This is a genomic window from Micromonospora sp. CNZ280 (assembly GCF_011759515.1).
The window spans coordinates 119,018-131,924 of sequence record NZ_JAAOYP010000005.1 but is presented as its reverse complement, the minus strand read 5'-3'; the positions used below and the strand labels follow the sequence as shown (position 1 = coordinate 131,924).

The 12,907-nt window shown below is 73.9% G+C and carries 13 protein-coding genes and 1 pseudogene; 10 read left to right on the top strand and 4 right to left on the bottom strand.

Annotated elements, in window-relative coordinates:
* Positions 1–22 precede the first annotated feature (22 nt).
* On the bottom strand, positions 23–865 hold the full coding sequence (locus tag FHX32_RS31230) for a mechanosensitive ion channel family protein (protein ID WP_167191326.1): 843 nt from the start codon (positions 863–865) through the stop codon (positions 23–25).
* 189 nt (positions 866–1,054) lie between these two features.
* Here FHX32_RS31230 and FHX32_RS31225 point away from each other — a divergent pair, with 189 nt between their 5' ends.
* The 4 genes from FHX32_RS31225 to FHX32_RS34700 all read left to right on the top strand — a co-directional run bounded on the left by FHX32_RS31225 (position 1,055) and on the right by FHX32_RS34700 (position 5,358).
* A complete protein-coding gene (locus FHX32_RS31225; protein WP_167191324.1) occupies positions 1,055–3,184 on the top strand; it encodes a SpoIIE family protein phosphatase in 2,130 nt (709 codons plus the stop codon).
* Between the two features lie 44 nt (positions 3,185–3,228).
* Positions 3,229–3,906, top strand: a complete 678-nt coding sequence (locus FHX32_RS31220) for an HAD family hydrolase (protein ID WP_167191321.1) — start codon at positions 3,229–3,231, stop codon at positions 3,904–3,906.
* Positions 3,907–4,012: 106 nt separating this feature from the next.
* Complete coding sequence (locus FHX32_RS31215; protein ID WP_486481434.1) at positions 4,013–5,296, top strand: cation:proton antiporter; 1,284 nt, start codon at positions 4,013–4,015, stop codon at positions 5,294–5,296.
* A complete protein-coding gene (locus tag FHX32_RS34700; RefSeq protein ID WP_486481469.1) occupies positions 5,281–5,358 on the top strand; it encodes a DUF3072 domain-containing protein in 78 nt (25 codons plus the stop codon). The genes FHX32_RS31215 and FHX32_RS34700 overlap by 16 nt, the downstream gene beginning before the upstream one ends.
* Positions 5,359–5,362: 4 nt before the next feature.
* Here the strand turns inward: FHX32_RS34700 and FHX32_RS31205 are convergent, their stop codons facing one another.
* Entirely contained in the window at positions 5,363–5,863 is a 501-nt protein-coding gene (locus tag FHX32_RS31205) for a metallophosphoesterase family protein (RefSeq protein WP_167191317.1), read from the bottom strand.
* Positions 5,864–6,006: 143 nt separating this feature from the next.
* On the opposite strand from FHX32_RS31205, the gene FHX32_RS31200 reads away from it, so the two are divergent.
* The 4 genes and pseudogenes from FHX32_RS31200 (at position 6,007) to FHX32_RS31185 (ending at position 10,018) form a co-directional block, all read left to right on the top strand.
* A complete protein-coding gene (locus FHX32_RS31200) occupies positions 6,007–7,383 on the top strand; it encodes a glycoside hydrolase family 6 protein (protein ID WP_167191315.1) in 1,377 nt (458 codons plus the stop codon).
* A gap of 326 nt (positions 7,384–7,709) precedes the next feature.
* Positions 7,710–8,288, top strand: coding sequence for a general stress protein (locus tag FHX32_RS31195; protein WP_167191313.1), 579 nt, complete (start codon positions 7,710–7,712; stop codon positions 8,286–8,288).
* A 244-nt stretch (positions 8,289–8,532) separates the two neighbouring features.
* Positions 8,533–9,009: pseudogene (locus FHX32_RS31190) on the top strand (MarR family winged helix-turn-helix transcriptional regulator); the annotation flags it as partial.
* A gap of 22 nt (positions 9,010–9,031) precedes the next feature.
* Positions 9,032–10,018 (top strand): pirin family protein, encoded by a 987-nt coding sequence (locus FHX32_RS31185; protein ID WP_167191311.1) that lies wholly within the window; start codon positions 9,032–9,034, stop codon positions 10,016–10,018.
* 61 nt (positions 10,019–10,079) lie between these two features.
* Here the strand turns inward: FHX32_RS31185 and FHX32_RS35530 are convergent, their stop codons facing one another.
* Positions 10,080–10,208 (bottom strand): hypothetical protein, encoded by a 129-nt coding sequence (locus FHX32_RS35530; protein ID WP_486481433.1) that lies wholly within the window; start codon positions 10,206–10,208, stop codon positions 10,080–10,082.
* 137 nt (positions 10,209–10,345) lie between these two features.
* Here FHX32_RS35530 and FHX32_RS31180 point away from each other — a divergent pair, with 137 nt between their 5' ends.
* A complete protein-coding gene (locus tag FHX32_RS31180; protein ID WP_167191309.1) occupies positions 10,346–10,942 on the top strand; it encodes a phospholipase D-like domain-containing protein in 597 nt (198 codons plus the stop codon).
* Here the strand turns inward: FHX32_RS31180 and FHX32_RS31175 are convergent.
* Positions 10,891–11,697, bottom strand: a complete 807-nt coding sequence (locus FHX32_RS31175; protein ID WP_167191306.1) for an acetoacetate decarboxylase family protein — start codon at positions 11,695–11,697, stop codon at positions 10,891–10,893. The two genes, FHX32_RS31180 and FHX32_RS31175, sit on opposite strands and share 52 nt — an antisense overlap.
* A gap of 377 nt (positions 11,698–12,074) precedes the next feature.
* Between FHX32_RS31175 and FHX32_RS31170 the strand changes: the two genes are divergently transcribed.
* Positions 12,075–12,896, top strand: coding sequence for a SigB/SigF/SigG family RNA polymerase sigma factor (locus FHX32_RS31170; RefSeq protein ID WP_167191304.1), 822 nt, complete (start codon positions 12,075–12,077; stop codon positions 12,894–12,896).
* The last annotated feature ends 11 nt before the right edge of the window (positions 12,897–12,907 follow it).

Genomic DNA, 12,907 nt, shown 5'->3' with positions numbered 1-12,907 from the left:
TCGGTGCGGTACGGACGCCGGATCAGCGGCGGAACTGCTGTGTCTCGTCGCTCGCCGCGCCGGACTGGTAGGTGCCCCCACCGGCCATCGTCTGCTCGCGCGTGGGCTGCGGCGCCCGGTCGGCCATCTGCCGCTCCATGTCGCCGCGGCCGGCCGCCTGGGCCTGCCGGTGCGCCTGCACCGCCCGCGACTCCTCGGCCATCCGGTCCAGCCAGCGGTCCCAGCGGTTCTGCATCGGCCGCACCAGGCCACCGCCGACCCCGACGATCAGGATGCCGGCCACGGTGGCGAGCACCGCGATCAGCACCGGCGTGGTCACCGTCGTGGCGATGCCCACCTGGTTGAGCGCCGCGATCACGCCGAGCGCGATCACGAAGATGGCCGCCAGGTCGGCCAGGACCCGGCCGTACGACAGCCCGCCGAGCGCGCCGGAGATCAGGTCCCGGACGGCGTTGGCGATCGCGGCCGCCACCACCACGATGACGATCGCCACGAAGGCCCGCGGCAGCCAGGCGACCACGCCCGAGATCAGGTCACTGATCGCGTTCGGGCCCCAGACGCCGAAGGCGAACTGCAGGGTGAACAGCAGCACGGCGTAGTACGCCAACTTCGCCAGGATGTCGCTGGCGTCGTACTTGGTGCGTTCCAGTGCGCGCTTGATGCCGCCGCGCTCGACGGCCCGGTCGAAGTTCAATCGTTCCAGTACCGTGTCCACGATCTTCAGGACGGCTCTGGCGATGAGCCATCCGACCACGAGGATCGCGATGAACGCGATGGCCCTCGGTATGAACAACAGCACCGACCTCCACATGTCGGCCACGGCATCGCCGATGTCGACCTGCCTGACCGCCAGGGTTTCCGGCATGATGTCCCTCCTGTCGCATGGTCTGCGCCGCGCGCTTACCCCGTCGCTCACCGGGCACGCCGCGCCGGTCACCACGTTTTTCCCGACATGTCGCGGCACACCGTCACTGAGCTGCATTAACAGGCATCCGACGCGACGCGCGGCGCATGATCCGGAATGGTGTACCGGTGCTCGGGCTAGGCTGCGGTCATGCCAGGAACGGTCGGGCGGGTCCCCACGCCACCAGCGCCGGTCTCGGGGGCGCCGGCCGCCCCGGGTGCCGCGACCGCCGTCCTCGGCCACCACTGGGCGGGCACCTCGCTGGGCGCGCCGGAGGGCTGGGACCCGACCCTGCGCGCGGTGGTCGACGTGGTGCTGGCTTCCCCGGTTCCGATGGCTCTCACCCTGGGCGACGACTTCCTGCTGCTCTACAACGACGGGTACGCCGAGCTGATCGGCGACAAGCATCCGGAGGCGGTCGGCCGGCCGGCCCCGGAGGTGTTCGCCGAGATCTGGCGGGCCCCCGGCTTCGGTGACGCGGTCGAGCACACCTACCGCACCGGCGAGCCGTTCCTGGAGAAGGAGACCACCCTGCCGCTGCACCGCCGCGGATCCGGGGTGGTCGAGCACGTCGTCTTCACCCGTGGCTACTCGGCGGTGCGGGACGGCTCCGGCCGGATCGTCGGGGTGCTCGCGGTGGCGGCGGAGACGACCCAGGTCACCCAGCAGTTGCAGAGCCTCAGCGACTTCTCCGCCGCGCTCGCCGGCACCCTCACCCTGGACGACGTGGCCCGGGTCGCGCTGCGTCACGCGATCACCTCGTTCGACGCCGACCTGGTCACCTTCGCCGTCGACGAGGGCGGGGGCGGCTGGCGGCTGGTCCGGCGGATCCGCGGCGAGCTGCTGGACGAGGCCGACGAGCGGCTGCCGCCGCTGTGGCGACGTACGCCGGCAGACTGGCCGGCCCCGGTGGTGGTCGTGGCGCGCAGCGGGGTGCCGCACTTCGCGGCGGACGGGCAGCCGCTGCGGGAGACCGCGGTGGACCGGCACGACCAGAAGATCAGGGCGCTGGCCACCGTACCGCTGCGCGCCTCGGTGGTCCGCGGCGGGCTGGCGGTCGGCTACCAGGCGGCGCACAGCTGGTCGGCCGCCGAGCGCGCGCTGCTGGCCGCCGCCGCCGAGCTGGCCGGCCAGGCGGCCGAGCGGGCCCGCCGGTTCGAGACCCAGCACGGCACCGCCCAGCTGCTGCAACGCAGCATGCTGCCGGAGCACCTGCCGGACCTGCCCCGGCTGCGGATCGCCGCCCGGTACGACCCCGGGGTGGACGGCAACGCCGCGGGCGGGGACTTCTACGACGCCTTCCTGCTGCCCGGCGGCGAGTTGGGCGTGGTGCTCGGTGACGTGGCCGGGCACGATGTGCAGGCCGCCGCCCGGATGGGGCAGGTACGCGCCGCGCTGCGCGCGCTGGCGCTCAGCGACCCCCGTCCGGACGCCGTCCTGGCCGGGCTCGACCGGCTGGTCACCAGCCTGGGCGCCGAGGCCGGCACGCACGAGCTCTTCGTGACCGTGGTGCTCGGCGTGGTCGACGCCGAGCGGCAGCGGCTCACCCTGGCCAGCGCCGGCCACCCGGCCCCGCTGATCCGGCGGTGCGACCCGACCGGCGAGCCGCTCGCCGAATACGTGGAGGTGCCCACCGGCGCCCCGCTCGGGCTGGGCTCCCGGCCGGCCACCACCACCGTCCGCTTCGCGCCCGGCGACACGCTCCTGCTGTTCAGTGACGGCGTGGTGGAACGCCGGCGGCAGGGCCTGGCCACCGGCCTGGGCTCGCTGGCCGAGGCGGTCGCCGGCGCGGGCAGCGGCGACCCCCGGGCGCTCTGCGCGGTGGCCTCCGCGGCGGTGCCCGGCGCCACCGAGGACGACGTCGCGGTGCTCGCGGTGGAGCACGCGCTGCGGCCGAGCCGGTCGGCGAGCATGGAGGTGCCGGCCGAGCCGACCGCGCCGAGCCGGGTGCGGCACTGGATGAGCGGGCAGCTCACCGAGTGGGGGGTGGCCGACTCGGTGGTCGGGGCGGCGATCCTGTGCACCAGCGAGCTGACCACGAACGCGCTGCTGCACGCCGGCACCGCCGCCCGGGTGGAGATCGACCTCAGCCCGGAGCGACTGCTGGTGTCGGTCGCCGACTCGGGCACCCGGGGCACCGTCACCCGGGCGCAGACCGACACGTTGAGCAGCCGGGGGCGCGGGCTCGGGTTGATCGAGGAGCTGAGCGACGCCTGGGGGACGGACCCGACCGTACGCGGGTCGACCGTCTGGTTCGAGATCCTGCTGCCGTCCGACTGACGCCGCTGGCGTCGGCCGGGCCCGGAGAGGGTGGGAGGCGCCACATGCCTACCGACAACCCCGCCGGTGTGCTCTTCGACGTCGACGGCACCCTGGTCGACAGCACGTACCTGCACACCGTGAGCTGGTGGGAGGCGCTGCGCCAGGACGACCGGCCGGTCCCGATGGCGACCATCCACCGCGCCGTCGGCATGGGCTCGGACAAGCTGCTCGACCACCTGCTCGGCCCGGAACGCGACCGGGCCGCCGACGACCGGCTGCGCGACGCCCACGACACCCTCTACGGCGAGTACTGGGAGCGGCTCCAGCCGCTGCCGCGCGCCGCCGACCTGCTGCGCGCGTGCGCCGAGCACGGGCTGCGGGTGGTGCTCGCCACCTCAGCCGCCGAGCACGAGGTGGCCGCGCTGCGCCGGGCGCTGGCCGCGGACGACGTGATCGACACCGTCACCTCGTCGGCGGACGCCCGGCAGAGCAAACCGGCGCCGGACATCCTGGTCGCCGCGCTGGAGCAGTCCGGGCTGGACGCCGCCCGGGTGGTCTTCGTCGGCGACTCGGTCTGGGACGTCGCCGCCGCCGGCACGCTGGACATCCCGTGCGTGGGCCTGACCTGCGGCGGCACCAGCCGCGGCGAACTGGCCGGCGCCGGCGCGGTGGCCGTCTACGAAGACCCGGCGGCACTGCTGGCGGCGCTGCCCGACTCGCCCGTCCTCGCCCGGCGGTGATCCGCGCGCCGCTTCGGCTCGGCGGGGAGGAATACGGACACCCTCGGCGGGGCAGGGACTGTCACCACCTGCCCGCGTCCCGCGGGCGTGGCGAAGGGTGGTGGTCGTGGAGCCGGTGGACGTCGCGTTCGCGGTGGTCGGTGTCGGTGCGCTGCTGGCGGGAGTCCTGCCCCGGGCGCTGGAACGCCGGCCGCTCTCCATGCCGATCGCCTTCCTGGCGCTCGGCATGCTCGTCTTCCTGCTCCCCACCGGCCTGCCCGACCCCGACCCGCTGGTGCACAAGGAGATCGCCACCCACCTCACCGAGATCGGCGTGATCGTCGCCCTGATGGGCGCCGGACTGAAGATCGACCGGCCGCTGAGCTGGCGACGGTGGTCGTTCACCTGGCGGCTGCTGGCGATCGCGATGCCGCTGTGCATCGCGGCGGTGGCCCTGCTCGGCCGGTGGTGGACCGGCCTGGTGCCGGCCGCCGCGCTGCTGCTGGGCGCGGCCCTCGCCCCCACCGACCCGGTGCTCGCCTCCGACGTGCAGGTCGGCGAGCCGACCGACGTCGAGGACAACGAGGACGAGGTGCGCTTCGCGCTCACCTCCGAGGCGGGGCTCAACGACGGGCTGGCCTTCCCGTTCGTCTACGCGGCCATCGCCATCGCCGCCGCCGGCCTCGCCCCGGCCGACTGGGTGGGCCGGTGGCTCGCCGTCGACGTGCTCTACAAGGTCGCGGTCGGGGTGCTCGGCGGCTGGCTGGTCGGCTGGCTGCTGGGCAAGCTCTTCTTCCGGGCGCCCAACCCGTTGCGGCTGGCCCGGCACGCCGAGGGCTTCCTCGCGCTGGCCGCGACCTTCCTGGCGTACGGGCTGGTGGAGGTGGCCGGCGGGTACGGCTTCCTGGCGGTGTTCGTGGCCGCCCGGGCGATCCGGGCCGCCGAGCGCACCCACGAGTACCACACCGTGCTGCACGACTTCGCCGAGCAGGTCGAGCGGCTGCTGACCGTCCTGCTGCTGCTGCTCTTCGGCGGCGCCGTGGTGGGCGGCCTGCTGGTCCCGCTGACCTGGCCGGCCGCCGCGGTCGGGCTGGCCCTGATCTTCCTGGTCCGGCCGCTGGTGGGGTGGTTGTCGCTGCGCGGCGCCCCCGGCCGCCCGGCCGAGCACTGGGTGATCGCGCTGTTCGGTGGCGGCCGAGCCGGTGGCCGGCGCGGCCTGGGCCTGACCCGCCCACCTGCGCCACGCCGACCCTCCGTCCGCCCCGGGGGCCGGACGCCGTGCCGGCGGGCCGCCCTCCGCCCGGTGGGCGGCCCGGCGCCGGCGGTCAGCGCAGCCGCTCGACCAGGGCCCGGCCCAGGTCGCGGCCCGACCGCCAGGCGCTCTGCGACGCGGACGTGCCGGACGGGTTGACCAAGGCGGGGGCCTCGAAGCGGATCGACGAACTCCAGGCGGAGACCGGCCGCGGCCGCTGACCCGTCAGCGCGGTGGCAGGCGGTGCAGCTCGACCTGGTCGAGCCGCCCCGCAGCCACCCGGGCGGTCAGGTAGGTGGCGTACGGCTGGGCCCGGCGGTCGGTCGGCGATCCCGGGTTGAGCAGCCGCAGCCCGCCGGGGGCCACGGTGTCCCAGGGGATGTGCGAGTGGCCGAAGACCAGCAGGTCGCAGCCGGGGAAGCGGGCGGCGCAGCGCTCCTCACGCCGGGCGCGCGGGCCGGTCTCGTGCACCACGGCCACCCGCAGCCCGGCCAGCTCCACCCGGGCGATCTCGGGCAGCCGGGCGCGCAGCGCCGGGCCGTCGTTGTTGCCGTGGACCCCGACCAGCCGGTGGGACCGGGCCAGCATCGCGTCCAGCAGCGCCTCGTCCACCCAGTCCCCGGCGTGCAGCACCACGTCGGCGGCCTCGACGGCCGCCCACAGCGGCGCCGGCAGGTCCCTGGCCCGTTTCGGCACGTGGGTGTCGGCGGTGATGACCAGGCGCACTCCCGCATTCTCCCGGCTCGCCGCGGATCCCGCCGGGGACGCGCGGCAACCGGGTCTTCACACGGCGGCGATCAGGCCGTAGGTTGACGACCATGCATGGGAGCGCTTCCAGCGGCGCTCATCGATCTACCCCGGGAGAGAGCATGAGAAGCAGACCGGCGCTCGCCGCGGCCGCCGCCGCGCTCACCGTCGCCGCCGCCACCGTCGGCATCCTCCGCGCCCCGGCCGCGTCCGCGGCCGACTCGGCGTTCTACGTCGACCCGGCCACCGCCGCGGCGGCCTGGGTCGCGGCCAACCCGGGCGACCCGCGCGCGGCGGTGATCCGGGACCGGATCGCGAACGTGCCGCAGGGTCGCTGGTTCACCCGGACCAACACCTCGACCGTACGCGGCGAGGTGGACGCCCTGGTCGGCGCGGCGGCCGCCGCCGGCAAGGTGCCGATCCTGGTGGTCTACAACATCCCCAACCGGGACTGCAGCGGGGCGAGCGGCGGTGGCGCCCCGGACCACGCCAGCTACCGGCAGTGGGTCGACCAGGTGGCGGCCGGACTGGCCGGCCGCCCGGCCACCATCGTGCTGGAGCCGGACGTGCTGCCGCTGATGACCAACTGCCAGACCGCCGCCCAGCAGGCCGAGACGATGGCCTCGATGGCGTACGCCGGCAAGCGGCTCAAGGCCGCCTCGGCCGCCGCGAAGGTCTACTTCGACACCGGCCACTCGGCCTGGCTCTCCCCCAGCGAGGCGGCCGCCCGGCTCACCGGCGCGGACATCGCCAACAGCGCGGACGGCATCTCGCTCAACGTCTCCAACTACCGTCGCACCGCCGACGAGGTCGGGTACGCCAAGGCGGTGATCGCGGCGACCGGGGTATCCCGGCTCAAGGCGGTCATCGACACCAGCCGCAACGGCAACGGTCCGGCCGGCTCGGAGTGGTGCGACCCCGAGGGCCGGGCGATCGGCACGCCGAGCACCACCGCCACCGGCGACCCGGCGATCGACGCGTTCCTCTGGGTGAAGCTGCCCGGCGAGGCCGACGGGTGCATCGCCCCGGCCGGCCAGTTCGTGCCGCAGCGGGCGTACGAGCTGGCCATCGCGGCCGGGCCCACCACCACACCGCCCACCACCACGCCCCCCACCACCACCCCGCCGACCACCACCCCGCCGACCACCACTCCCCCGACCACGACCCCGCCGACCACCCCGCCCGCCGGTGGCTGTGCGGTGACCTACACGCCGAACTCCTGGCCGGGCGGGTTCACCGCCGAGCTGCGGCTGAGCAACCACGGCGCCGCGCGCACCGGCTGGACGCTCACCTTCACCGCCGGTACCGGGGTGCGGCTGAGCAACGGCTGGAACGGCGAGTGGAGCCAGTCCGGCGACCGGATCACCGTCCGCAACGCCGCCTGGAACGCCGACCTGCCCGCCGGCGGCACGGTCACCCTCGGCTTCCAGGGCACGTACTCCGGCGGCACGCTGCCCGCGCCGGGCGGCTTCGCGCTCGACGGCACCGCCTGCTCCTGACCCGTACCCGCCAGCGGCACGCCGGCCGGGCCGGCCACCGGGCCCGGTCGGCGCACCCGGCCGACGGGGACCACGCGACGGCGCGGACCGAACCGCGCCGTCACCCGACGGCGCGCAACTTCGCGCGACCCTGTCCGCAACCGGCCGGACCCTGACCGCCGGCCCGCACGTTCGGGTGCGTCTGTTGTCGCCGGAACGACAACAGACGCACCCAGTCTTTCCACCAGGCATGGTCTCCGGCGGGGCGCCCGCCGCACTCCGTGACCGGGCCGGCGTTACCGGCGCAGGCTGTGGGGAACACAACAGGCTGACAAAGGAGGACGCTCATGACCAATCCGACCTCGGCCTGGCGTCCCGGGATGCCGGGCGGTGACACCCTTCCCACCGGCCCGGCGGGACGGCTGGCGGCGCCCGGCGGCGACGGCCACGGGCCGGAGACGGGCCCGCCAACCGTGACGATCGGCTCGTATCCGGACTATCCGTCCGCCCAGCGGGTGGTGGACTACCTGGCGGACAACCGGTTCCCGGTGGAGCACACCGCCATCGTGGGCACCAACCTCACCCTGGTCGAGACGGTGCTCGGCCGGATGACCACCGGTCGGGCCGCGCTGGTCGGGGCCGGCACCGGGGCCTGGTTCGGCCTGTTCATCGGGCTGCTCTTCGGCATCTTCACGGTGGGCAACTGGCTCGCCGTGATCCTGGTCGGCCTGGTGATCGGCGCCATCTGGGGCGCGGTCTTCGGCGCTGTGGCGCACGCGATGACCGGCGGCCAGCGCGACTTCACCTCGGCCAGTTCGCTGCGCGCCGGCCAGTACGCGGTCATCGTCGACGTCCAGTTCGCCGAGCAGGCCCGTCAGCTGCTGGGCCGGATGCACCTGACCGAGGGGCGTCAGCAGCCGGCCTGAGCGCCAAGGTACGACCACCCGACGGCCCCGGGACACCCGGGGCCGTCGTCGCGTGCCGCCGCCGACGAGCGCCCGCACGCCCGGGCTGGCACCGACAGCTGACACCTCCGTGCGGCCACCGCGCCCGGTTTGCTGACCCCCGTCTTTCAAAGCTGCATCACCTGTCGCTAGGAGGGCTCGCAATAGCCCGTGCCACGCAGGGAAAGGTGCTAGTCAAAATTTGAAAGAGTGCTACTCTTGCGGCGTGACCGAGAGCCTGGACCGCACCCGCCTCGCCGCCTGGCGCGCGTACATCGAGGCCAGCCAGCGGCTGTTCACCCAGCTGGAGGACGACCTGCGCGCCGACAGCGAGTTGAGCTTCGCCGACTACCACGTGCTGGTGCTGCTCTCCGAGGCGCCCGGGCAGCGGCTGCGGATGGGTGACCTGGCCAGCCGATTGGTCTTCTCGCCGAGCCGGCTGACGTACCAGATCTCCTCCATGCAGAAGCGCGGCCTGGTGGCCCGGCAGCCCTGTCCGGACGACCGGCGCGGCAGCGAGGCGGTGCTCACCGCCGCCGGGCTGCTCACCCTGCGGGAGGCCGCCCCGCACCACCTGAAGTCCGTCCGCACCCACCTGATGGACGACCTCGACGACGCCGAGGTCGCCTGCCTCACCCGGGTCTTCGAGCGGCTCGGCCGGCGCCTGCGCGCCGGGCGCGACGCGTCGACCACCCTCGGCGACAGCGACAGTTATCGGAGCCCCGATGCCCGCCATCACCGTCGACAACGTGCTCGTCCTGCCCCGCCTGCCCCGGCTCGACGAGTCCACCACCTTCCGGCCGGTCCGCCGGCTGACCACCGCGCCGAGCGGCTACGAGGGCGAGGGCTTCCCGGTCCGCCGGGCCTTCGCCGGGGTGCCGCTGAGCGAGCTGGACCCGTTCATCCACCTCGACCAGATGGGCGAGGTCGACTACGCCCCGGGCGAGCCGAAGGGCACGCCGTGGCACCCGCACCGCGGCTTCGAGACGGTGACGTACATCATCGACGGCGTCTTCGACCACCAGGACTCGCACGGTGGCGGCGGCACCATCACCGACGGCGACACCCAGTGGATGACCGCCGGCAGCGGGCTGCTGCACATCGAGGCTCCGCCGGAGCACCTGGTGGTCAGCGGCGGGCTGTTCCACGGCACCCAGCTCTGGGTCAATCTGCCCCGGGTGGCCAAGATGATCCCGCCGAAGTACCAGGACATCCGCGGCCGGGAGGCCGCCCTGCTCACCACGCCGGACGGCGGCGCGCTTATCCGGGTGATCGCCGGCGAGATCGCCGGGCACCAGGGGCCGGGCGCCACGCACACCCCGATCGCTGTCACGCACGTGACGGTCCAGCCGGGGGCGCAGGTCGACCTGCCCTGGCGGCCGGATTTCAACGCCCTGGTCTACGTGCTGGCCGGGCGCGGCACGGTCGGCACGGACGCCCGCCCGGTGCACACCGGCCAGCTCGCCGTGCACGGGCCGGGCAACGCGCTCCGGTTCGCCGCCGACGCCCGACAGGACAGCCACACCCCGGCGCTGGAGCTGTACATCATGGGCGGCGAGCCGATCCGGGAACCGGTGGCGCACTACGGCCCGTTCGTGATGAACAGCCGGGACGAGCTGATCCAGGCGGTCGAGGACTTCCAGGCCGGGCGGCTCGGCGTCATCCCGGCGCAGCGGCTGCCGCACACCGGGGGTCAGGGCACCCGGCCCTGACCGTCGCCGTCGCGGAGCGCCCCGGCTATGCCGGGGCGCTCACCGCCGTCGCGGCGGCAGATCAGGACACGGCGAATATGCCGGCGACGCCGAGGATCACCATCACCAACACGGCCACCAGCGCCCCCCGCTCGCCCTCCACCGCCTGCTCGCGGTACTCGGTCACGGAGTTCGTCGTCTCGCCGCGCATGGTGTGGCCTCCTTGGTGGTTCGCGTCGTTCGGGGCGGGTGTGCCGGGGGCGGCCACCGGTCGGCGCGTGCCTGCCGGCGTGCGGACCTCCGGCGGGGTCCTACCGTGAGGTTGTCGACCTCGGGAGGGCTGGAGCGGTGGCGCTGCGGGACTGGTTCCTCACCGCACCGGAACGCGCCAACCCGGTATCTGAGTTACCCGGCTGGGCCAGCGGAAACCTTGCCGAGCCGTTAATTCACGGTGCCGCCTACTTCGACCGGCTGGTCGACGAGGTGGACGCCCTCGAAGCCGGTGACCACCTCTTCTTCGCCGACTGGCGGGGCGACCCCGACCAGCGGCTGCGCCCGGACGGCCCGACGGTGGCCCAGCTGTTCGCCCGGGCCGCGCGGCGCGGGGTCGTCGTCAAGGGGCTGATCTGGCGGTCCCACCTCGACGCGCTGGCGTACAGCGAGGAGGAGAACCGCAACCTCAGCGAGGCGGTCTCGGCGGCCGGCGGCGAGGACGCCGACCTGCTCGACCCGGCCGACGCGGTCGCCGCGATCACGGCCGCCGCCGAGGCGCTCCAGCGGTGGTACGACGGCGGCCGGGTGGGCCGGCGTCCGCCGGGCCGGCTGCGCCCGCACCGCCCGGAACGGCTGCGCTGGTACACCCGCGCCTGGGCACTGCCGGCGTACCGGCTGGTCTACGACCCGGACGGCAGGCCGCTGCGGGCACGGCGGTCCGGCACCTGGTGAGTCGTCGCCGGCCACTCGCCGCCGCGCTGCGCCTTCACCCGCTCCGCCGGTACGCCGACCGGCGCGGCGTGCGCGCCGTGGCCGCCGGGATGGACGGTGAAGCCGCCGGGATAGGCGAACGAGGCGCGCGGCGCGTAGAACCCGAAGCCGATGGTGAGCGGGTTGGCCGGCCGGAGCGCGTAGGTGGAGTGCCGGGGCTCGAGGAACTCCACCGAGTCGATCACGAACGAGGTGACCGGCTCGGCGACGTACGGGTACACCGAGCTGAGCAGTTGATCGTCGCGGGCGGTGAAGTACCGGTGGTGCCCGCTGCTGATCACGCTGCCGGTCTCCCCCACCTGGCACCGGGCCCGGATCAACGGCACCCCGTCGATCTCCGTCTCGGCGACCAGCGTGCCGCCGCGCACCTCGATGGTGGTCCGGCCGAGCGAGGTCGGGGCGCCCCGGGCGACGGCGTACTCGCGGACCCGCCGGCTGGAGGTGACGTAGTGCGTCCACCAGCCGCCGGCGTTCTCGCCGCCGGGCGCGTCCACCCCGCTCAGCGACACCCCGACGTAGGTCAGCGAGTACGCCCCGAAGCCGGACGTCTGGCTGTCGTCCTCGACCACGTACTGGTTCATGAAGACCTGCCGGTCCGGCTGCGCGCGCAGTCCGGGCGGCACCAGCGCGGCGACCGCGTCCGGGTCGGCCGGCAGCCAACTGAAGTAGAGCGTGCGGCTGTTCACCACGAGCTGGGGAGCGGCTGGATCGAGCACGACGCCTCCGAACCGGACGATGTACAGGCGACGCTAGGCCGGTCCCGTCGATGGGACAACGACGGAAAGTCGACACTCCTGCCGACTTGTCGGGTTCCCGGCTGCCCGGTCGGCGGGACCCGGGTGACCGAGCGGTGACCGGCGGCGGATGTCCGGCCGGCACGGAGTCGGTCGTCCGAACCGGTAATCACCCTCACAATCACCCTGCGTTCTGTCCGGTTCACGCCCTTAATGATGAAGAGTAACTTAAGTACATCGTACTTTCGGCTGGCTTTGGCCAAGCCGATCAGGCTAAGGTGAGTCCCGAACGGCCCATCTGAAGCTAAACCAAAGCGTCACGTCTCATATCCGCGGACGAGGTGCAGGGAGGACCACCCATGACCGCGCCAACGATCAGCGAGCAGGCGACGAGCGCACCCACCACGGAGAAGCTCGACCCGCGAGCGCTCACCGACAGCGCCGCCGACCTGCTGAACGCGATGGCCGCACTGCCCGCCAACCACCCGTCGCGAGCCGCGCTGCGCGACCGGGCGATCGAGGCCTGGCTGCCGCTGGCCAACCACCTCGCCCACCGCTACAGCGGGCGCGGCGAGCCCACCGACGACCTGGCGCAGACCGCCGCCGTCGGGCTCATCAAGGCCATCGACAAGTTCGACCCGTCCCGTGGCGTCGACTTCGCCGGCTACGCGATCCCCACCATCATCGGCGAGCTCAAGCGGCACTTCCGGGACCGCACCTGGGACATCCGGGTGCCCCGCCGCCTGCAGGAGCTGCGGCTGGCCATCTCCGACGCGAACAGCACGCTGCTGCAGACCCTCGGCCGCTCGCCGACGGTCGCCGACATCGCCGCCCACCTCAAGATCACCGAGGAAGAGGTGCTGGAGGGTCTGGAGGGCGCCCGCGCCTACAACGCGGTGTCGCTGTCCACCCCGACCGGCGACGGCGACCGCGCCACCGAGCTGGGCGACATGCTCGGCGGCGAGGACGGCGAGTTCGAACTGGCCGAGCTGCGGGTGGCCCTCGGCCCGGCGCTCGCCACCCTCGACGAGCGCGAGCAGAAGATCCTCACCCTGCGCTTCTACGGCAACCTCACCCAGTCGCAGATCGCCGAGCAGATCGGCGTCTCGCAGATGCACGTTTCCCGGCTGCTGGCTGGGGCGCTGACCAAGCTGCGCGGGCAGCTCGACGGCACCTACTGACGCCGGTGGTG

Bases quoted from the DNA above. Each gene is read 5' to 3' on its own strand.
- FHX32_RS31230 (WP_167191326.1), bottom strand. From the start codon at position 865: ATGCCGGAAACCCTGGCGGTCAGGCAGGTCGACATCGGCGATGCCGTG.
- FHX32_RS31200 (WP_167191315.1), top strand. From the start codon at position 6,007: ATGAGAAGCAGACCGGCGCTCGCCGCGGCCGCCGCCGCGCTCACCGTC.
- FHX32_RS31170 (WP_167191304.1), top strand. From the start codon at position 12,075: ATGACCGCGCCAACGATCAGCGAGCAGGCGACGAGCGCACCCACCACG.
- FHX32_RS31225 (WP_167191324.1), top strand. From the start codon at position 1,055: ATGCCAGGAACGGTCGGGCGGGTCCCCACGCCACCAGCGCCGGTCTCG.
- FHX32_RS31195 (WP_167191313.1), top strand. From the start codon at position 7,710: ATGACCAATCCGACCTCGGCCTGGCGTCCCGGGATGCCGGGCGGTGAC.
- FHX32_RS31220 (WP_167191321.1), top strand. From the start codon at position 3,229: ATGCCTACCGACAACCCCGCCGGTGTGCTCTTCGACGTCGACGGCACC.
- FHX32_RS31185 (WP_167191311.1), top strand. From the start codon at position 9,032: ATGCCCGCCATCACCGTCGACAACGTGCTCGTCCTGCCCCGCCTGCCC.
- FHX32_RS35530 (WP_486481433.1), bottom strand. From the start codon at position 10,208: ATGCGCGGCGAGACGACGAACTCCGTGACCGAGTACCGCGAGCAGGCG.